This window comes from Providencia stuartii, from assembly GCF_029277985.1.
In the GTDB taxonomy this organism is placed as follows: domain Bacteria; phylum Pseudomonadota; class Gammaproteobacteria; order Enterobacterales; family Enterobacteriaceae; genus Providencia; species Providencia zhejiangensis.
Genome location: NZ_CP119546.1, coordinates 4,005,758 through 4,025,172 on the forward strand (window position 1 = coordinate 4,005,758; position 19,415 = coordinate 4,025,172).

At 42.1% G+C, this 19,415-nt stretch carries 19 protein-coding genes and 2 pseudogenes; 15 read left to right on the plus strand and 6 right to left on the minus strand.

The features are described 5' to 3' along the window. Positions 1 to 3 precede the first annotated feature (3 nt). The 6 genes from P2E05_RS18120 (at position 4) to P2E05_RS18145 (ending at position 8,166) form a co-directional block, all read left to right on the plus strand. A complete protein-coding gene (locus P2E05_RS18120; RefSeq protein WP_269723545.1) occupies positions 4 to 1,233 on the plus strand; it encodes an efflux RND transporter periplasmic adaptor subunit in 1,230 nt (409 codons plus the stop codon). Further along, positions 1,233 to 4,373, plus strand: coding sequence for an efflux RND transporter permease subunit (locus P2E05_RS18125; protein WP_249999426.1), 3,141 nt, complete (start codon positions 1,233 to 1,235; stop codon positions 4,371 to 4,373). The genes P2E05_RS18120 and P2E05_RS18125 overlap by 1 nt, the downstream gene beginning before the upstream one ends. Before the next feature lie 201 nt (positions 4,374 to 4,574). Next, on the plus strand, positions 4,575 to 7,073 hold the full coding sequence (locus P2E05_RS18130) for a heavy metal translocating P-type ATPase (RefSeq protein ID WP_272657844.1): 2,499 nt from the start codon (positions 4,575 to 4,577) through the stop codon (positions 7,071 to 7,073). A gap of 58 nt (positions 7,074 to 7,131) precedes the next feature. After that, complete coding sequence (locus tag P2E05_RS18135) at positions 7,132 to 7,401, plus strand: glutaredoxin family protein (protein ID WP_154624850.1); 270 nt, start codon at positions 7,132 to 7,134, stop codon at positions 7,399 to 7,401. A 44-nt stretch (positions 7,402 to 7,445) separates the two neighbouring features. Next, entirely contained in the window at positions 7,446 to 7,910 is a 465-nt protein-coding gene (gene cueR, locus P2E05_RS18140; protein WP_196713705.1) for a Cu(I)-responsive transcriptional regulator, read from the plus strand. A gap of 58 nt (positions 7,911 to 7,968) precedes the next feature. Then, positions 7,969 to 8,166: a heavy-metal-associated domain-containing protein gene (locus tag P2E05_RS18145; protein ID WP_249999429.1), complete on the plus strand. Its 198-nt coding sequence runs from the start codon at positions 7,969 to 7,971 to the stop codon at positions 8,164 to 8,166. Positions 8,167 to 8,358: 192 nt separating this feature from the next. Here the strand turns inward: P2E05_RS18145 and rraB are convergent, their stop codons facing one another. Further along, a complete protein-coding gene (gene rraB, locus P2E05_RS18150) occupies positions 8,359 to 8,769 on the minus strand; it encodes a ribonuclease E inhibitor RraB (RefSeq protein WP_195848196.1) in 411 nt (136 codons plus the stop codon). A 163-nt stretch (positions 8,770 to 8,932) separates the two neighbouring features. Between rraB and argF the strand changes: the two genes are divergently transcribed. Beyond that, positions 8,933 to 9,958 carry an ornithine carbamoyltransferase gene (argF, locus tag P2E05_RS18155; protein ID WP_276122939.1) on the plus strand — a complete coding sequence of 342 codons (1,026 nt, stop codon included), beginning with the start codon at positions 8,933 to 8,935 and terminating at the stop codon, positions 9,956 to 9,958. Between the two features lie 144 nt (positions 9,959 to 10,102). On the opposite strand, the pseudogene P2E05_RS18160 reads toward argF, so the two are convergent. Then, positions 10,103 to 10,309, minus strand: a pseudogene (locus tag P2E05_RS18160) (phosphonoacetaldehyde hydrolase); the annotation flags it as partial. Positions 10,310 to 10,347: 38 nt separating this feature from the next. Here P2E05_RS18160 and P2E05_RS18165 point away from each other — a divergent pair. The 7 genes and pseudogenes from P2E05_RS18165 to nrdG form a co-directional block, all read left to right on the plus strand. After that, positions 10,348 to 10,536: pseudogene (locus P2E05_RS18165) on the plus strand (phosphonate ABC transporter permease); the annotation flags it as partial. Between the two features lie 313 nt (positions 10,537 to 10,849). Beyond that, positions 10,850 to 11,785 carry an aspartate carbamoyltransferase gene (gene pyrB, locus P2E05_RS18170; protein WP_154624845.1) on the plus strand — a complete coding sequence of 312 codons (936 nt, stop codon included), beginning with the start codon at positions 10,850 to 10,852 and terminating at the stop codon, positions 11,783 to 11,785. Positions 11,786 to 11,798: 13 nt separating this feature from the next. Then, a complete protein-coding gene (pyrI, locus tag P2E05_RS18175) occupies positions 11,799 to 12,263 on the plus strand; it encodes an aspartate carbamoyltransferase regulatory subunit (protein WP_154624844.1) in 465 nt (154 codons plus the stop codon). A gap of 98 nt (positions 12,264 to 12,361) precedes the next feature. Then, positions 12,362 to 12,748 (plus strand): 2-iminobutanoate/2-iminopropanoate deaminase, encoded by a 387-nt coding sequence (gene ridA, locus P2E05_RS18180; protein WP_004915899.1) that lies wholly within the window; start codon positions 12,362 to 12,364, stop codon positions 12,746 to 12,748. A gap of 336 nt (positions 12,749 to 13,084) precedes the next feature. Further along, positions 13,085 to 13,531: a GNAT family N-acetyltransferase gene (locus P2E05_RS18185; protein WP_154624843.1), complete on the plus strand. Its 447-nt coding sequence runs from the start codon at positions 13,085 to 13,087 to the stop codon at positions 13,529 to 13,531. 656 nt (positions 13,532 to 14,187) lie between these two features. Continuing rightward, positions 14,188 to 16,326 carry an anaerobic ribonucleoside-triphosphate reductase gene (nrdD, locus tag P2E05_RS18190; RefSeq protein ID WP_163863180.1) on the plus strand — a complete coding sequence of 713 codons (2,139 nt, stop codon included), beginning with the start codon at positions 14,188 to 14,190 and terminating at the stop codon, positions 16,324 to 16,326. Positions 16,327 to 16,330: 4 nt separating this feature from the next. Further along, a complete protein-coding gene (gene nrdG / locus P2E05_RS18195; RefSeq protein WP_163863182.1) occupies positions 16,331 to 16,795 on the plus strand; it encodes an anaerobic ribonucleoside-triphosphate reductase-activating protein in 465 nt (154 codons plus the stop codon). On the opposite strand, the gene P2E05_RS18200 is transcribed toward nrdG, so the two are convergent. Then, the gene (locus tag P2E05_RS18200) at positions 16,792 to 17,229 is read right to left on the minus strand and encodes a YhbP family protein (protein WP_196713706.1); all 438 of its coding nucleotides are present in this window, start codon (positions 17,227 to 17,229) and stop codon (positions 16,792 to 16,794) included. The genes nrdG and P2E05_RS18200 overlap by 4 nt on opposite strands. A 114-nt stretch (positions 17,230 to 17,343) precedes the next feature. After that, positions 17,344 to 17,595: a DUF1471 domain-containing protein gene (locus P2E05_RS18205; RefSeq protein ID WP_154624840.1), complete on the minus strand. Its 252-nt coding sequence runs from the start codon at positions 17,593 to 17,595 to the stop codon at positions 17,344 to 17,346. Between the two features lie 297 nt (positions 17,596 to 17,892). Between P2E05_RS18205 and P2E05_RS18210 the strand changes: the two genes are divergently transcribed. Continuing rightward, positions 17,893 to 18,195, plus strand: coding sequence for a GIY-YIG nuclease family protein (locus P2E05_RS18210; protein ID WP_154622828.1), 303 nt, complete (start codon positions 17,893 to 17,895; stop codon positions 18,193 to 18,195). Here P2E05_RS18210 and P2E05_RS18215 read toward each other — a convergent pair. Beyond that, positions 18,177 to 18,680, minus strand: coding sequence for a GNAT family N-acetyltransferase (locus P2E05_RS18215; RefSeq protein WP_154622829.1), 504 nt, complete (start codon positions 18,678 to 18,680; stop codon positions 18,177 to 18,179). The two genes, P2E05_RS18210 and P2E05_RS18215, sit on opposite strands and share 19 nt — an antisense overlap. Next, positions 18,674 to 19,198 (minus strand): ubiquinone anaerobic biosynthesis accessory factor UbiT, encoded by a 525-nt coding sequence (gene ubiT, locus P2E05_RS18220; RefSeq protein WP_163863186.1) that lies wholly within the window; start codon positions 19,196 to 19,198, stop codon positions 18,674 to 18,676. Before ubiT ends, P2E05_RS18215 begins: the two co-directional genes overlap by 7 nt. Between the last annotated feature and the right edge of the window lie 217 nt (positions 19,199 to 19,415).

Below are 19,415 nucleotides of genomic sequence, written 5' to 3' on the forward strand. Positions count from 1 at the left end.
TTTATGATAAAAATGAAAATCGGAATATATGCTGCATTTATTGTAGCGATGAGTATAAGCGACCTAGCTATCGCACAAGAGACAAATAATGATAATAAATCAGCAGCCGCGAATTCTGCTATGCTGCCTAAAGTTCCTGTCGCGGAAGTTATTCAACGACACATTATCCCTTCTGCTGAATTTACTGGTTATCTCGCCTCCCCAAAAACCGTTGATGTTCGCCCCCGCGTTGGCGGACGTATTAATTCAGTCGACATACCTGAAGGGCAACGGGTTAAAAAAGGAGATTTACTCTTTCAAATCGACCCCCAACCTTTTCAAATAGCGCTACTTGAAGCGGAGGGGAAATTAAGCCAAGCAGAGGCTTTAGCCGCGCAAGCCAATCGAAATTACCAACGCCTTAAAGGGTTGATTAATAAAGGCGCGGTTTCCCGTAAAGATTATGACGACGCACTTGCTATACTCACCGCAAATAACGCACAAGTGAAATCAGCCAAAGCCGCTGTAGCATCCGCTAAATTAAATTTATCCTATACCAAAATTCACTCGCCCATTGCAGGTCGAGTTGATAGAGCGTTAATAACGGAAGGCAATTTAGTGACTGGTGGCGAAACAAATGAAGCCACGCGCTTAACGACGGTTGTGTCTATTGATCCAATATATGCTTATTTTGATATTGATGAAGCTACCTTCCATAAATTAACAGATTTATATTCATCGTCGATAAAAAATACCGACGTATCCTTGCCTCCCGTGACCATAACATTACCAAATAACAAGAGTACACCCTATATTGGCAATCTTAATTTTATTGGCAACCAAATCGAACGAACGACCGGCACGGTGAAAGTTAGAGCAGTTATCGATAATAAAGATGGCAAGCTGATCCCCGGTGCATTTATTCGTGCACAACTGCCTATTGGAGAAAAAAGTCCTTCTATTTTAATTGATGACCAAGCCATAGGTTCTAATCAAGGCCAAAACTATGTCTTAGTTCTCGATAAAAATAATAAAGCAGAATACCGCCCTGTCGAATTAGGTGCCATGGTTGATGGTCTCAGAGTCATTAATCACGGTTTAGTTGCGGGTGAGAAAATTATTATTAAAGGTTTGGTCAGACCGGGGATGGAAGTCGCACCTGTACCTATGCAATCCACACCAGCAGCAGAAACAACACCATCAACGACAAATAACAAACAGACCACAGCCAATAAAGTTGAGGAGAAACAATAATGAAGTTTCCCCATTTCTTTATACAGCGCCCTATTTTCGCTATGGTGCTATCAATATTTATATTAATAGCGGGGATATTAAGTTTTTATAAACTGCCGCTTAGCGAATATCCGTCGGTAACGCCACCGACAGTTCAAGTTATTGCGAGTTATCCCGGGGCAACACCCAAAGTGATTGCGGATACGGTGGCTTCTCCCATCGAGCAAGCGGTCAATGGCGTCGAAGGCATGCTCTATATGAGTTCGCAGATGTCAACTGATGGAAAAATGGTCCTCACCATCTCTTTTAGGCAAGATGTGGATCCTGATATCGCCCAGATCCAAGTGCAAAACTTAGTATCACGGGTTATCCCTCGCTTACCTCAAGAAGTACAGCAAATTGGTGTCACCACAGAAAAAACGTCTCCTGATGTGTTAATGGTTGTTCATATGTATTCGCCGAATAATGTTTACGACCCTCTGTTTGTGTCTAACTATGCGTTACTGAATGTACGTGATGAAATCGCAAGGTTACCCGGTGTTTCCAGTGCGTTAGTGTGGGGAGAAGGTGAATATGCGATGCGAGCATGGATTGATCCAACCAAAATAGCCGCCTTAGGATTAACTGCAAATGATATTGTTGCGGCTATCCAAGAACAAAATGTCCAAGTCGCCACAGGTTCTATTGGACAACAACCCAATTCAACATCATCGTTTCAAATCAGTATAAATGCACTTGGTCGACTCACAACTGAGGAGCAATTCGGTAATATTATTATTCATTCCGGAAAAGATGGGCAGGCAACTTATTTAAGAGATGTCGCTAGATTGGAGCTAGGCGCTGATAATTATTCACTTCGTAGCTTACTAAATGGGCAAAATGCCGTCGGACTACAAATTGTCATGAGTCCGGGCGCGAATGCATTAGAAGTCGCCGAATCCGTCAGAGAAACCATGGCCCGTTTGCAAACTAACTTTATCGACGGAATCGATTACAAAATTGCCTATGATCCCACCATATTTGTGAGCGCATCTTTAAAGTCTGTTGCCATCACGCTGCTTGAAGCAACCGTATTAGTGGTACTGGTTGTGGTTTTATTTTTACAAAGCTGGCGTGCCTCTATTATTCCATTGGTAGCAGTACCAGTATCTTTAATTGGCACATTTGCCTTTATGTATCTCTTTGGTTTTTCACTCAATACGTTATCGTTATTTGGTTTAGTTATTTCCATAGGAATCGTTGTCGATGACGCAATTGTCGTGGTTGAAAACGTTGAAAGGCACATCTCGGATGGCTTAACCCCAAAAGAAGCTGCATTTAAGGCAATGGATGAAGTTACGGGGCCGATACTGGCTATTACCTCAGTTCTCGCCGCTGTTTTTATCCCCACCGCATTTTTATCTGGTTTACAAGGGGAGTTTTATCGTCAATTCTCACTCACCATCGTCATTTCAACCATTATTTCAGCGATTAACTCACTGACGTTATCTCCCGCCCTTAGTGCAATTTTACTCAAACCACAGGGTAAAAACGTAAAAGCAGACTGGCTGACTCGCGTTATCAACGTAATATTTAGCCGCCTTTTTGCAAAATTTAATGTCTTCTTTAATACCTTGTCTAACAAATACGTTCAGATAGTCCGACGTTGTATCCGAGGAAGTCTGATTATTTTTGTATTGTATCTGGGGTTTGTTGGACTAACCGCATTAGGTTTTAAAGTGGTTCCTAATGGTTTTGTTCCCGCACAAGATAAATACTATTTAATCGGGGTTGCTCAATTACCTCCGGGTTCCTCTCTTGATCGTACCGAAGAGGTCGTCAAAGAGATGTCACGTCTTGCTCTCATGGAGCCTGGCGTTGAAAACGTAGTCGCATTCCCAGGACTCTCTGTGAATGGGCCTGTTAATTTACCTAACTCGGCCCTCATGTTTGCTATGCTCAAACCTTTTGATGAACGCACGGATCCCTCCCTCTCTGCGAACGCCATTGCAGATCGTTTGATGAAAAAATTCAGCCAAATACCCGATGGATTTGTAGGCATATTTCCGCCTCCCCCTGTTCCAGGATTAGGTTCAATGGGCGGCTTTAAGGTGCAAATTGAAGATAGGGCGGATCTAGGTTTTGAGGCTTTAGCACAAGTGCAAGAGCAAGTTCTCATGAAAGCGATGCAAGCACCTGAATTAACAGGGATGATGGCAAGTTTTCAAACTAATTCTCCACAAATCGATGTGGATATTGATCGGGAAAAAGCGAAATCTCAAGGCGTAACACTTACCGATATCTTTGATGCCTTACAAATCAATTTAGGTTCTCTCTACGTCAATGATTTCAATCGTTTTGGCCGCACTTATCGGGTTATTGTTCAAGCGGATACACCATTTAGAATGGATCCAAAGGATATTGAACTGATCAACGTTCGCAACCAACATGGAGAGATGATCCCACTCAGTGCATTAGTCACTATTACGCGTACCAATGGTCCAGATCGCGTGATCCACTATAATGGCTATCCTTCAGTTGATATCACTGGCAATGCAGCCCCAGGTTATACCTCTGGCCAAGCAACTGACGCAATGGAAAAAATCTTACGTGAAACATTACCAGAAGGAATGGATTTTGAATGGACGGATTTAACCTACCAAGAACAATTAGCGGGTAACTCTGCACTCTATATTTTCCCATTAGCGGTGCTATTTGCATTCTTAATACTCGCTGCTCAATACAACAGCTGGTCGTTACCGTTCTCTGTATTATTAATCGCCCCAATGGCACTGCTTTCAGCTATGACGGGAGTCTGGTTACTGGGTGGTGATAATAATATTTTCACGCAAATTGCCTTTATTGTGCTGGTAGGCCTTGCGGCGAAAAATGCTATTTTGATTGTTGAGTTCGCAATAGCCCAAGAGAAACAAGAAAAAGATCCGCTAACGGCCGTCTTGGAAGCGTCACACCTTCGATTACGCCCTATTTTAATGACATCCTTTGCCTTTATTGCAGGAGTTATTCCACTGGTCTTAGCGACTGGAGCAGGTTCTGAAATGCGGCAAGCAGTGGGGATCGCCGTCTTCTTTGGCATGTTAGGCGTCACTTTCTTCGGTTTACTATTAACGCCTGTATTTTATATGGCGATACGAAAACTAACGTCTAAAAAATCAGCCTAACAAACTCTTTATCGCTAATAAATGGTTCACTAAACAGGGATAGTTTAGTGAACCACTTTTTCAATACAAAAAAACATCTATAAAACAATAGAGTACAAATAATCATTATCAATCTATACAATAATTCAAAATAATGCTTGACCTTCCCCTTAAGGTAAACGTTAGTCTTTACGTAATGAAGAAATCCAAGAGGGTAAGTCCATGACAACGAATATATCTCACTCTTCCGTTAATAGGCTGAGTTTACCAGTAGAAGGCATGACCTGTGCATCCTGTGTTGGTCGTGTTGAAAAAGCATTAAACGCTGTCACGAATATTGAAACGGCAACCGTGAATTTAGCGACTGAGCGTGCAGACATCACGTTCAAAGGCCAAGCTGATCCGGCTGCGGCTGTTCGTGCAATAGAGAGTTCAGGTTATAAAGTCCGTGAAGAGACAACTGAATTAGCGATTGAAGAGATGACCTGTGCATCTTGTGTTGGTCGCGTTGAAAAAGCATTATCACAAATCTCCGGCGTTATTGAAGCGACTGTTAACTTGGCAACAGAACGCGCCCGCATTCGCCATTTCTCCGGCGCTGTCACTATCGATGATCTCGAAGCCGCGATAGTGCAAGCTGGTTATAAACCTCGTCGTCTGTCAGAAACAACGACTAATGCGAATGATCAAGCCAATGAACGTCGTGAGAATGAAGAGCGCTCGCTACGGCGTGCATTATTTACTGCTGCAATATTCACATTGCCAGTATTTATTATTGAAATGGGTTCACACTTTATTCCAGGTATTCATCATTGGGTATCGGAGAACCTTGGACAACAACTCAATTGGTATATCCAATTTGTCTTCGCGACCATTGTACTATTCGGCCCTGGTTTACGGTTTTTCCAAAAAGGGATTCCGGCACTATTACGTGCAGCGCCTGATATGAACTCACTTGTCGCTGTCGGTACAGCCGCTGCCTATGGCTATTCTGTGGTGGCCACCTTTATACCACAGGTGCTGCCTGTCGGGACGGCGAATGTATACTTTGAAGCGGCCGTCGTTATTGTGACCTTAATTCTGCTCGGTCGTACATTAGAAGCCCGCGCAAAAGGCAAAACCTCCCAAGCCATCAAACGTCTTGTTGGGCTACAAGCTAAAACGGCCCGTGTAGAACGTGATGGGAAAATGATTGAGATCCCGCTGGATCAGGTCATGACAAATGATATCGTTTTTGTGCGCCCAGGCGAGAAAATCCCTGTTGATGGTGAAGTCATTGAAGGGGCTTCTTATGTTGATGAAAGCATGATCACCGGTGAACCTGTACCTGTATCCAAAGAAATAGGCTCTGAGGTTGTTGGGGGCACCATCAATAAAACAGGCGCCTTTAGTTTCCGAGTGACTAAAATTGGTTCGAACACCGTATTAGCTCAGATCATTCGTTTAGTAGAAGAAGCGCAAGGCTCAAAACTACCTATTCAAGCATTAGTTGATAAGGTGACGATGTGGTTTGTTCCTGCGGTGATGACAGGCGCGGTGATCACCTTCTTCATTTGGCTTATTTTTGGTCCAGATCCAGCACTAACCTTTGCACTGATTAATGCTGTTGCTGTTTTAATTATCGCATGTCCATGTGCGATGGGGCTGGCAACACCAACCTCAATTATGGTCGGTACTGGACGAGCTGCTGAATTAGGTGTTCTATTTCGCAAAGGTGAAGCCTTACAAGCGCTGCGTGATGTAACAGTCGTCGCTCTTGATAAAACCGGAACATTAACGAAAGGTCGTCCAGAACTCACTGACCTGATCCCAGCTGACGGCTTTGAATATGATGAGGTTTTGTCCTTAGTTGCTGCCATCGAAACGCGCTCTGAACATCCGATAGCTGAAGCGATTGTGACTGCTGCAAACGACAAAGGTCTTGCACTGGCGGCTATAGAAGAGTTTGAAGCCGTTCCAGGATTTGGTATCTCGGCAAAAGTCAGTGGTCGTGCCATCTCTGTTGGTGCCGATCGCTTTATGAAACAGCTTGGATTGGATGTGAGTCACTTCCAGCAATCTGCGCAACGCCTAGGTGAACAAGGAAAAAGTCCACTCTACGCGGCTATTGATGGACGGTTAGCAGCAATTATCGCCGTTGCTGACCCAATTAAAGAAACAACGCCAGAAGCTATCAATGCATTACACGCTTTAGGGTTAAGAGTAGCAATGATCACCGGTGATAATGCTGCGACAGCCGCTGCTATCGCTAAACAGCTTGGCATTGATGAAGTGGCAGCGGAAGTCTTGCCAGATGGTAAGGTTGCAGCTTTAAAACAGTTTCGTCGTAATCACAATAAAGTCGCGTTTGTTGGCGATGGAATTAACGATGCACCTGCACTTGCCGAAGCCGATGTTGGATTAGCAATCGGTACAGGAACAGATGTCGCTATTGAAGCTGCGGATGTTGTATTGATGTCTGGGGATCTACGTGGTGTTGTCGATGCAATTGCATTAAGCCAAGCAACTATCCGCAACATCAAACAGAACCTGTTTTGGGCCTTTGCTTACAATGCGCTATTGATCCCTGTGGCGGCAGGCTTGCTCTATCCAATTAACGGTACCCTGCTTTCACCTATTCTGGCTGCGGCAGCAATGGCACTTTCCAGTGTCTTCGTATTGGGTAATGCCTTACGCCTAAAACGCTTTCAAGCACCAATGAAAGATAGCGCCACTCAATAAATCATTTTAATAGCCAGACTGTATTAAGTCTGGCTATATCCGTAAAAAGGAGATCACGATGACGCTCACATCACAACCGCCAATTCTGATTTATACCACACCAACGTGCCCTGACTGCAAATTGCTCAAAGAGTGGTTGGTGAAAGAACAACTCTCATTTGAAGAGCGCGACCTGACAGACCCGCAAATAATGGCAGAAGCCAAAGCTCGAACGGGTGTACGCGTCGCACCGATTACCCTCATTGGTGAGCATATCTTTTATGGCACTTTTTCATCGCAAAAACCGAGCATTATGGCGATTCTTAAACAAGCGACAACAAAGAACTAGCTATTTTATTTCTTAAAGTATCCGATTGTTGAGGAGATAAAATAATGAATATTGGTCAAGCAGCCAAACTTTCTGGTATCTCAGCAAAAATGATCCGTTATTACGAACAGACGGGCTTGCTCCCCAAAGCAAAGCGCACAACCGCAGGGTATCGCTATTACAACCAATCGGACGTTAATAGCCTGAATCTTATTCGCCGTGCGCGTTCGCTAGGTTTCTCAACCGAGCAGATTTCAGTTTTATTGTGCCTATGGCGCAATAGAGAGCGTGCTAGCGCCGATGTTAAAAATATGGCACTAACACACCTTTCTGAATTAAAAAGAAAGATTCATGAGCTGCAAGGTATCGCAAATACGCTTGAAGCTCTCACTCGACACTGCCATGGTAATGATGATCCTGATTGCCCGATTATTGAAAATTTAGTTAATTCACATGAATACCTTGAAACCCAAGAGGTCAAAAAGGGGCTGTTTGGCAATTTTCCCGCGCATTCAGTAAAAACTGATTGACCTTCCAATAGGGTAAAGCTTTATATTTATCATAATGTTAATCATAGGAGTTAGAAAAATGATAAGTCTTACAATACCGAAAATGGCATGTGGCGGCTGCGCTAAATCAATCACAAAAATCATTTTGGATATTGATGGCAATGCGCAAGTGAACGCCGATCCCTCAACAAAAAAAGTGCAGATCACCAGCAATATGGAAGAAAGTATTTTCCGTACAGCCCTCAGTACGGCGGGATATCCAGCAGATCCAGAATAATCAGTGATAAGAACAGATATCAGGCGAATAAATGTGTAGTCGACGTTCTAAGACATTTATCGACGATACCTTCTTTAATGGCCTTTCACGCGTACTACGTTAACGATTTTAGTGACTGTCGATAGCAAAATGCCTGCTTTTGTTGATTTTACAAGAGCAGGCACATAGGGAGTTGAATCTTAGCTTATTGAATTAGTGGATTCGATCACCTTCGTCGTCATCACCTTCTTCATCATCATATTCAGCATCAGGATCTTCGAAATAAGTTCCCCAGCCGTCATAGTTGATTCCGAGTTTTTCAGCCAATTTCATCAGTTGTTCAACTTGAGCATCTATCAGCTCTGCGTTTAATGCACTCTCACTAATCACATCACAGCACATCAGCGTCACACCGTTTTCAACTTCCAACTCTTCCGCATCAGTGACTTCATAACCTAATTTAAAAGCTTCTACGGCTGCTTTTTCTAATAATTCAAAATTATCAGCAGAGAAATGGTGTTCAATTGCATACAATGCATCAGGATCACTGCCATCTTCCAGTAATTCTTCTATAATTAGACGAGTTTCTTCGTATTGAGCCTCTAATTCAGCTTTATCCACCATATCCACACCTCTTTTTTCATTATCGCTAGTCTCTGGGCCATTCTCCCATAGGGCCGCCAGTGACACCATACCTGAATGAATAATTTCTTTTCTTACAGGGGTTGATTTTGAATTTTTATGAATATAAATTGAATATTAATTCAATCACAAAAGGCTGCATTTTATGAACCCCTTCTATAAAAAGCATTTTCTTAGGTTACTTGATTTTACACCCAACGAAATTCATTCATTATTAAAACTATCAGCTTGGTTAAAAGCACAAAAGAAAGCCGAACTCGAAACCCCACTGCTCACAGGCAAAAACATCGCCCTTATTTTTGAAAAAGATTCTACTCGTACACGCTGCGCCTTTGAAGTCGGTGCTTTTGACCAAGGTGCAAGAGTCACTTACTTAGGCCCTTCAGGTAGTCAAATTGGTCACAAAGAAACCATGAAAGATACCGCAAGGGTTTTAGGACGGATGTATGATGGGATCCAATATCGGGGTTTTAGTCAATCAACGGTTGAAACTTTAGCTGCGCATTCGGGAGTGCCTGTATGGAATGGATTAACAAATGAATTCCATCCCACACAGTTATTGGCCGACCTACTGACCATCCAAGAACATCAACCAAACAAACCTCTTTCGGAGATCAAATTTGCTTATTTAGGCGATGCTCGTAACAACATGGGAAATTCCATGTTAGAGGCTGCGGCGCTCACAGGCATGGATGTTCGTTTAGTCGCACCAAAAAGTTGTTGGCCAGAAGCAGAACTCGTTGAAATTTGTCAAAAAGCAGCGTTGAAAACAGGAGGGAAAATCACGCTCACTGAAAATGTTGCAGAAGGTGTTAAAGATGCTGATTTCCTGTATACCGATGTTTGGGTGTCAATGGGGGAAGCAAAAGCGGTTTGGGCCGAACGGATTCATTTGCTTAAACCGTATCAAGTGAATATGAATACGATTCAGTTAACCGGTAACCCTGATGTTAAATTCCTACATTGTTTACCCGCATTTCATAACGAAGACACAACGCTCGGCGCTCAACTTGCCCAAGAGTTTAATCTGTGGGGTGGACTGGAAGTCACTGAAGAGGTTTTTGAATCTCCATACAGTAATGTTTTCGATGAAGCGGAAAACCGCTTGCATACAATAAAAGCGGTAATGGTTGCAACATTAGCACCTGAATTACCGAGTGGTATCATTTAATTGTATAGATTAGGTCGGCACTTATTTGAAGCTGTATTCGAATCTGTATTTGAAGCTGTGGTGCCTACTAACTAATAGACATCGAGATAATAGGCGCCACAATATTGTACAGATTCGAACTCAACCTATAAGCGATACGGCCACTTAGGGTCTTTCGCCATTAGCCAGTCGCACATTTATCTTCTCTATGAAGTCAGGTAGATCAGCTAATGTATCAATAACATAGTGCGCACCTGCGGCAAATAACTTATTGGCGGCTTGCTGACGCAAATGCGCAACGTCATCGGCTGACATGCGTTGATATTCATCCCATGTTTTACCAAACTCATTCCCTGATAAAGCGAGGCCAACAAGCCCGTATTTCACCTGATATTGAAAATGTAGCATTCAGCTTAGGGGAGCGAGGTGCAACCATGATGCTGTATCCCCCTGGTTGGGCAACACTGCCTGTGTCAATTTTCAGTTTAACGGATAGAGGAAATATTGCCGATGGTGCCGCACTCACCATTGTGTTAGTCAGCGTGACGCTTTTGTTAATGGTCAAATTAGAGAGGATCGCTAAGCGACTTAGCCAATAATGAATAGCTCTCTGATTTTATTATTTTTATACAAAATAACAAAAAAGGAATATCAGCATACCAGTAAAAAAATTTATTTTTCTGTATGCAAACGCTTGCGTCGAGAGGAGACACGCGTATAATGCGCCACAATTTGCCGGGAGAAACCATGAACGCTGTTGCTCTATTTGTTTCAAAGAACACCTCCATTGCACTGCCTTCTGGCGGTCTGGACAGCCTGTTTTTCCCCTCCGTATTTCAAGAAAAGCCCCTCATTGAGGGGCTTTTTTTTGGCCTATCACCTAACACGTCTTGCTGACACAGGAGAACAACGATGCCGAACCCTTTATACCATCGCGATATAATTTCAATTAATGATTTAGATCGCGCCGATCTTGAGCTCGTGCTCAAGGTTGCCGCTTCTTTAAAACAACAACCACAACCTGAATTTCTAAAACATAAAGTTATCGCCAGTTGTTTCTTCGAGGCATCGACCCGTACGCGTTTATCCTTTGAAACAGCCATTCATCGCTTAGGGGCATCTGTTGTCGGATTTTCTGACAGTTCGAACACTTCGTTAGGTAAAAAAGGTGAAACGCTCGCCGATACTATTTCGGTCATTAGCCAATATGTGGATGCCATTGTGATGCGTCATCCACAAGAAGGTGCCGCACGTTTAGCTAGCCAATTTTCAGGCAATATTCCCGTTATCAATGCGGGTGATGGTTCAAATCAGCATCCAACACAAACGCTATTGGATTTATTTACTATTCAAGAAACACAAGGCCGCCTTGAAAACTTGCAAGTGGCCATGGTCGGTGACTTAAAATATGGCAGAACCGTGCATTCTCTCACGCAAGCGCTGTCTAAGTTCGAGGGCAATCATTTTTACTTCATCGCTCCGGAAGCCCTATCGATGCCTGTGCATATTCTTCACCTACTTGAAGAAAAAGGTTCTACATACAGCCTGCATAACAATATTGATGAAGTCTTGCCTGAACTCGATATTCTCTACATGACTCGAGTACAAAAAGAGCGTTTAGACCCTTCAGAATATGCCAATGTCAAAGCACAATTTGTACTGCGAGCAGCAGATCTGCATGTTGCAAAACCTAACTTGAAAGTATTACATCCATTACCGCGCATTGATGAAATCAGTGTCGATGTTGATAAAACACCTTATGCTTACTACTTCCAACAAGCAGGCAATGGCATATATGCAAGACAAGCCTTACTGTCACTGGTTTTAAATAAAGAATTGGCCATCTGAGGAGAAACCCATCATGACACACGACCATAAATTACAAGTTGAAGCGATAAGCTGCGGCACTGTCATCGACCACATTCCTGCTCAAATTGGTTTCAAATTGCTGAGCCTGTTTAAACTGACATTAACTGATGAACGAATTACTATCGGTTTAAATTTGCCTTCGAATAATTTAGGTAAAAAAGATTTAATCAAAATTGAAAATACTTTTTTAACGCCAGAACAAGCCAACCAATTAGCGATGTATGCGCCAGAAGCAACCGTCAATCGTATTGAGGACTACCAAGTCGTAGAAAAGCTGGAGCTAAGATTACCGGAACATATCGACAATGTGCTGATTTGTCCAAACAGTAACTGCATTAGCCATAATGAGCCAGTCTCCAGCAGCTTTAGAGTGAAAAAAGTCGGCAAAGAAGTTGCATTAACCTGTAAATTCTGTGAAAAAGAGTTCGATAGAGACGCCGTGATCAATAATCAGTAAACAAGATAAACGTAGACTGCGACTTTGTATGTGAATAGCAAAGCTTTATACTATGTTTCATCTATCACGCTAATTTTATCTGCTTAAATGGAGTCATTATGTCATACGAAATCAGTACAGAAAATGCACCAGCAGCAATCGGCCCTTATGTACAAGGTGTTGACCTAGGCAGTATGGTTATCACTTCAGGTCAGATCCCTGTTGATCCAAAAACGGGGGAAGTTCCTGAAGATATCGCTGCACAAACTCGCCAATCACTGGCGAATGTTGCTGCTATCTTAGAAAAAGCGGGTCTTAGCGCTGCTAATATTGTGAAAACCACGGTCTTTGTGAAAGATTTAAACGATTTCGCAACCGTGAATGCAACTTACGAAGAGTTCTTCAAACAACATAATGCCCCTTTCCCTGCGCGCTCTTGTGTTGAAGTTGCCCGTTTACCGAAAGATGTAAAAATCGAGATCGAAGCGATCGCTGTGCGTAAGTAATTAATAACAGATAACACAAAGCGGGAAAAATGGCGTTTTTTCTGCTTTGTGTTATCACCTTTCACTTTCCCGAGCTTATCCAAATAATCATGCGCTAACTCGCTATACGGACTATTTTTTTATTCACTTTCCTGCCAACAATATATTTTTCAAAACATCTTGTTATTTTATTGCCATTCCGGCATATTTGAGCCGCATTTTTAGTCGCCAATTAGGCCCTATCACTCATCCGAACTAAGGGGGTTACCATGCGTAAAAATAATCTAAATACATTCAAAACATATTCTATTCATTCATAATTTAGAGAAGGTTTGCTTCTCTAAACAGGAGAAGTTAATGGTAACACTCGTTGGGTTGAATCAAGATAACTGGGAAGATTGTGCTGATTTACAAGTTTCAGAAGAACAAGCACAATTTATTGCTTCCAACTTATATTCAATTGCGGAAGTTCAATTTTTACCTCGGTTTATCGTTAAAGGTATTCAGCATCAAGATACATTAGTGGGGTTAGTCATGTATGGTATTGACCCCGATGATGGCAATTATTGGATTTATCGCTTTATGATAGACGAGAAGCACCAACGTCTCGGCTATGGTCGGCAAGCGATGCAGGTATTGATTGATGAAATAAAGTCATCAAATCAAGAGAAAATTCCAGCCATTATGATTGGCTATCATATTGATAACCTTGGTGCGCATCATTTTTACCAAAGTGTCGGCTTTGAATTTCAAGGTGTTGCAGACTGGGGTGAATACTTAGCAAAATTTGATTTGCTTAACTAATTCGCTATAACTCAATATAAAGGCCACATAAGTGGCCTTTTTTTGTTAGATAAATCCACCATGATCAACTTTTTCTCTACTCTTAATATCCTTTCTTTGGCCGTATTTGGTGCTATTACGACTGAAGTGGCCGTGTTCGGTTTATTACCTCAATTAATCCACTCAACGTCATATAACTGCCCCGCAAGTTGGTTTTTTTGTCAGTATTTATGTCGTGGTTATCGCGATTTCCGGCCCTTTCATTACCTTATTACTAGGCGGTTTTAATCGGAAAACCATTTTATTAGCAATCAAGTTGCTATTTTGGATTTCTCATATGATTTATGCACTGACAGATCGCTATGATGTGATTTGACTGTTTCGTATTTTACCGGCGCTCACACAGGCCATCGTTTGCTGCCACGATCAATTTCATAATAGGTTTTTATTTTTGTTATCTCGGCTTTTGATATTCATACAATTTATTTTTTTCCTTGTTGTGGATCAAGTTTAGTGTAGCTAAAAAAGAGCAATAACCTATATATTGTGCTTTAATTGCATCAACACATACTACATATAGTATTTATTCACAGTTTTATCCACAAGACAGCCACTCCTGCTACTGCGGCATTATCTGACGGTTTGATATTGTGGATAACTCAATAAGGAGCATTTCAGTGAAAACGGTTGTGATTAAACGAGACGGTTGCCAAGTCAATTTTGACGCCCAAAGAATTCAAGAGGCCATAAAGCGTGCATCTACGGCTGTGAATATTCAAGATAATGACTACTGTCTTCACGTTGCAACTGCTGTCACAGAGCAACTCGGCCATCGTGAAAAAGTAGACATTCGCGAGATCCAAGATGCCGTAGAGAATCAGCTCATGTCCGGCCCTTATAAAAACCTAGCGCGCGCTTACATTGAATATCGTCATGATAGAGATAGTGCACGTGAAAAACGTAGCCAGCTCACCCATGATATCCGAGGCCTTATTGAGCAAAGCAATGTTTCACTGCTAAACGAAAATGCCAACAAAGACAGTAAAGTGATCCCTACTCAACGTGATTTACTCGCTGGTATTGTGGCAAAACACTATGCTAAACAGTATATTTTGCCTCGAGATGTTGTCATTGCTCATGAACGAGGCGAAATCCACTATCATGATCTGGATTACGCGCCCTTTTTCCCTATGTTTAACTGTATGCTTATCGACCTTGAAGGCATGCTAACCAATGGGTTTAAAATGGGCAATGCAGAAATTGAGCCACCAAAGTCTATTTCAACAGCAACTGCCGTGACTGCACAAATTATTGCTCAAGTAGCTAGCCACATTTATGGCGGTACGACTATCAATCGTATTGACGAAATACTGGCACCCTATGTACATATCAGCTATGAAAAACACCTTAAAACAGCGGAAGCTTGGGGGATCAGTGATGCTCAGCGCTATGCTGAATGCCAAACAGAAAAAGAATGCTATGACGCATTCCAATCCCTTGAATATGAGGTTAATACATTACATACCGCAAATGGACAAACGCCTTTCGTCACCTTTGGCTTTGGCCTTGGCACCTCAACAGAAGCACGTTTGATCCAGCAATCTATTTTAAAAAACCGTATTGCTGGCTTAGGTAAAAACCGTAAAACCGCGGTGTTCCCTAAACTGGTGTTTGCGATTAAAAAAGGATTGAACCACCAATTTGGGGATCCTAACTATGATATCAAACAGTTAGCTTTGGAATGCGCCAGTAAACGTATGTATCCAGACATTCTGAACTATGACCAAGTCGTTAATGTCACTGGTTCCTTTAAAACCCCAATGGGCTGCCGTAGCTTCTTAGGCGTTTATGAAGAAAATGGGCAACAAATTCATGATGGTCGCAATAATTTAGGTGTGATCAGCCTTAACTTACCGCGCATTGCGATTGAAGCTCAAGGTAATGAAGATGCCTTCTGGCAATTACTAGAAGAGCGTTTGTTCATCGCCAAAAAAGCACTCATGACACGTATTGCGCGCCTAGAAAATGTGAAAGCACGTGTTGCACCGATCCTGTATATGGAAGGCGCGTGTGGTGTGAGACTCAAAGCCGATGATAGTGTTGCCGAGATATTTAAAAATGGCCGTGCCTCCATTTCATTAGGTTATATTGGACTGCATGAAACCATCAATGCGCTCTTCGGCGCTCAAGAACATGTTTATGACAATGCCCAATTAAGAGAAAAGGCAATCGCTATTGTTAGTCGATTACGCCAAGCAACAGACGAATGGAAGACGGAGACTGGTTATGGCTTTAGCTTGTATAGCACACCAAGTGAAAACCTGTGTGACCGTTTTTGCCGCCTTGATACCGCTGAATTTGGTGTGATTCCCCATGTGACAGACAAAGGTTACTACACTAATAGTTTTCATCTTGATGTTGAAAAACGTGTTAACCCTTACGACAAAATCGACTTTGAACAACCTTACCCTTCACTCGCCAATGGTGGTTTCATCTGTTATGGAGAATATCCTAACTTACAACACAACCTGAAAGCCCTTGAAGACGTTTGGGATTATAGCTATGAACATGTTCCTTATTATGGAACAAACACACCAATTGATGAATGTTATGAGTGTGGCTTTACGGGGGAATTTAGCTGCACTAGCAAGGGTTTTGTTTGCCCACGTTGTGGTAATCACGACACCAACCGCGTTTCAGTCATCCGCCGTGTCTGTGGTTACCTAGGAAGCCCTGATGCTCGCCCATTTAACGCGGGTAAACAAGAAGAAGTCAAACGACGCATCAAACATTTAGGCAATGGGCAGCTAGGTTAAGACTATGCATTATCATCAATATTACCCTGTTGATGTCGTCAATGGCCCTGGAACCCGATGTACACTGTTTGTCTCAGGCTGTGTGCATCAATGTCGTGGATGCTACAACCAAAGTACATGGCGTCTCGACTCTGGCATCCCGTTTACCCAAGCAATGGAAGATCGGATCATACAGGATTTACAGGATACACGAATCCGTCGGCAGGGATTGTCTCTCTCCGGCGGAGATCCCTTGCACCCTGCTAACCTCGCGGCTATTTTTCAATTAGTTCATCGTGTCAAAACAGTTTGCCCTGATAAAGATATTTGGCTATGGACAGGTTATCAGCTTGCAGAATTGACACCAGAGCAACAGAAAGTGGTTAGTCTGATTAACGTACTGGTCGATGGGAAATTTGTTCAAGAGTTGTATGATCCCGCTCTACTTTGGCGAGGAAGCAGTAATCAAGTTATTCACACTTTACGTTAACGCTCTCGTGACCAATGCAGTTTGCGACCAAAACCTAATTTATTATTGACCATTTTGACTTCCTGTAAATCTAAGCGCCATACAGGGAGTTTTGCGGTCAACGCCACAGGGAAGCGGCGACAGTAAAATTGGCGAGCTTGCGGTAATAACGTTTCATCCAAGGCTATCACATCGCCAATAAATTGGATCCCTTGGATTTGGCTGACAACTTTTGTTTGTGCGGAAACTGTGCCTGCAATGCGAGGATTGGCTCGCATAAGTTGACCATGACGCGAATCGGGATCGGTCATAAAAAATAAACTCATTTGGTTAGCATCAAATGCATAGTAACAAGTGGCTGGCCAGATATCATGCTCGTGATACGTAAAGAGAGAAAAAACGTGCTGGCGGGAAAGATAACGTTGGATATGTTGTAATGCCTGTTGGTCATTCATCGCAAAAACTCACATTGTCCGTTCAGAACACGCTCTTTGAATATCGTTTGTCTATCGCTGAGCGTGCTTAAGCTGTTCTGAACGTTTGGTATTGTATTTGCTAGGTACTATAAATTATTTATAGATTGCAGCAACACCATTCATTGAGTTTTCACCGCCTGCGGAAATAACACGGAATGAACTTGCACCAGCTTCTTCAGCTTTTTTGGCTAACTTTTCAGTTAGGTCATTAACGCTAACAGCACCTGTTACAGAAACATAACCAGCAGCGGGTTGACTAGAGTGTTGAACTTCTTCAGCAGCCATTGAGCCAAATGAAATAGCACTTAAAGCCAAAGTTGCAGCGACTAGTGTTGATTTTTTCATAATGTGTTCCTCATTGTATATTCAATTATTATCAGGGAGTTTTATCGTCCCCCTGTGATATGGATCATATTATGCACTTTAAATCGTAATGAAAATTAGCTAATTTTGCTGTTATCATTCAAAAAATTTGAATCAAAACCAATCTTTAGGTTACAAATTTATGACTTTAATGTGTCATTTTTTATATATAATTTAATAAGTTATATTTCCACTGATCAGCGAGATTTTTAGTTTATACCCAAATTATTTCCCCTTAAATTTCAGCACAGAAAGGCAAAAATAAGGCGCTAGGATCTAATGACCACACAGAAAAATTGGTATATTTACCTAATAAGAGAGAAAAATAACAGATTGTATTGTGGGATTACAACAGACATTCAACGCCGTTTTACTCAGCATCAAGAAGGAAAAGGTGCAAAAGCATTGAAAGGAAAAATGCCACTGACTCTTGTTTTTCATTGTTTAGTGGGGGATCGCTCAGCAGCATCAAAATTGGAATTTCAGGTCAAAAAACTCAGTAAAAAGGCAAAAGAAAGGCTGATCCTTGATCAGCCAGACAATATTATAAATTACTTAGTGAATCACAGTGCATCAAAATGAGCAGAATAAGTCACGCGCCCTGTATGATCACTTAAGGTGCCATTTTCTAATCCACAGATCATAAAATGGTCTTGTAACTCAGGCCATTGGCTTACAATATTGTGCTGTGATGCGGGTTCAAAACCAAAACGACGATAATAGTTGCTATCCCCTACCACCACCACAGCACCGTAACCAAACTCATTTAAGCTATCGAGACCTTCGTAAATCAATTGGCTACCAATACCTTGGTTTTGATATTGTTGACTGACAGCAATAGGCGCAAGGCCAACCCATTGCACATCTTCATTATTGACATCTACAGGCGTAAAACCTACATAACCAATCACTTCGCCGTCATCATTGGTTGCAACAACACCTAATGTTAATAAACCGTCTTCACGTAGTTTATGCACTAATTCTGCTTCAGCTTGCGTGGGGAATGTCTCACGCAATAATTTATCGATGCCTATTGCATCAACCGGTATTTCAACTCGAATTAACATGGGGATGCCACCGAGTTTTTATGCTCAGTGTCCTCGTCTTGTTGAGCGGTTTTGATAAAATCCGCCAGCTGTAACAATGTAAAACGCAATGGTGTTGGCATATTCTCTAATTCAAAAGCATCCATCAGGTTTTTCACGTACAAGCCTAATTCTGTATCGCCTTCAATCACTAAGCGGCGTTGGAAAAACAACGTATCGGGATCCTCTTTACGAGCCGCGATAAGGATCAGGTCATTCGCTTTACCGCTTACGCTAACATCGGCTTGTTCCTGAGCACTCGCGACTAACACACCATTTTGTAAGCTAATAAACCAGACTAAGTTAAGGTCACTGACTTCAACTCTTAGCCATTTACCCTCAAGGAAATCCAGCTCACCTTCTTTGACCGATTCACGGAATTGCCAGCTAAGTAGCTGCTCAAGCACCTGACGCTGCACAGCAAATGGGGTCACTTTTAAAGGAAACTTCAGTAGTGAAGGCCCTTTTAAGATAAGTTGAGAACGAATTTTTCCTAACACAGCTCTGACTCCCTATATCAATTGACTGCCTATTAAATACAACACAGCACCCGCTATGGCTTATGGCTAGCAAATCAGTGTGATAACAGACATATATATCGACATACTCAATAATAGAATATTCATATAATGCCAAAGAAAATAAGCACTCATTTGATCCTATATCAAGGTTTGCTCTTCTCGCCAGTATTTATTTTTTATTCTGCCAGAAATATCA

Excerpts from the sequence above, each read along its gene's own strand:
- pyrB (WP_154624845.1), top strand. The coding sequence starts at position 10,850 with ATGCCGAACCCTTTATACCATCGCGATATAATTTCAATTAATGATTTA.
- P2E05_RS18205 (WP_154624840.1), bottom strand. The coding sequence starts at position 17,595 with ATGAAAAAATCAACACTAGTCGCTGCAACTTTGGCTTTAAGTGCTATT.
- rraB (WP_195848196.1), bottom strand. The coding sequence starts at position 8,769 with ATGGTGGATAAAGCTGAATTAGAGGCTCAATACGAAGAAACTCGTCTA.
- nrdG (WP_163863182.1), top strand. The coding sequence starts at position 16,331 with ATGCATTATCATCAATATTACCCTGTTGATGTCGTCAATGGCCCTGGA.
- cueR (WP_196713705.1), top strand. The coding sequence starts at position 7,446 with ATGAATATTGGTCAAGCAGCCAAACTTTCTGGTATCTCAGCAAAAATG.
- P2E05_RS18210 (WP_154622828.1), top strand. The coding sequence starts at position 17,893 with ATGACCACACAGAAAAATTGGTATATTTACCTAATAAGAGAGAAAAAT.
- argF (WP_276122939.1), top strand. The coding sequence starts at position 8,933 with ATGAACCCCTTCTATAAAAAGCATTTTCTTAGGTTACTTGATTTTACA.
- P2E05_RS18215 (WP_154622829.1), bottom strand. The coding sequence starts at position 18,680 with ATGTTAATTCGAGTTGAAATACCGGTTGATGCAATAGGCATCGATAAA.
- P2E05_RS18120 (WP_269723545.1), top strand. The coding sequence starts at position 4 with ATGATAAAAATGAAAATCGGAATATATGCTGCATTTATTGTAGCGATG.
- P2E05_RS18135 (WP_154624850.1), top strand. The coding sequence starts at position 7,132 with ATGACGCTCACATCACAACCGCCAATTCTGATTTATACCACACCAACG.
- P2E05_RS18130 (WP_272657844.1), top strand. The coding sequence starts at position 4,575 with ATGACAACGAATATATCTCACTCTTCCGTTAATAGGCTGAGTTTACCA.
- P2E05_RS18145 (WP_249999429.1), top strand. The coding sequence starts at position 7,969 with ATGATAAGTCTTACAATACCGAAAATGGCATGTGGCGGCTGCGCTAAA.
- P2E05_RS18125 (WP_249999426.1), top strand. The coding sequence starts at position 1,233 with ATGAAGTTTCCCCATTTCTTTATACAGCGCCCTATTTTCGCTATGGTG.
- pyrI (WP_154624844.1), top strand. The coding sequence starts at position 11,799 with ATGACACACGACCATAAATTACAAGTTGAAGCGATAAGCTGCGGCACT.
- P2E05_RS18185 (WP_154624843.1), top strand. The coding sequence starts at position 13,085 with ATGGTAACACTCGTTGGGTTGAATCAAGATAACTGGGAAGATTGTGCT.
- P2E05_RS18200 (WP_196713706.1), bottom strand. The coding sequence starts at position 17,229 with ATGAATGACCAACAGGCATTACAACATATCCAACGTTATCTTTCCCGC.
- ridA (WP_004915899.1), top strand. The coding sequence starts at position 12,362 with ATGTCATACGAAATCAGTACAGAAAATGCACCAGCAGCAATCGGCCCT.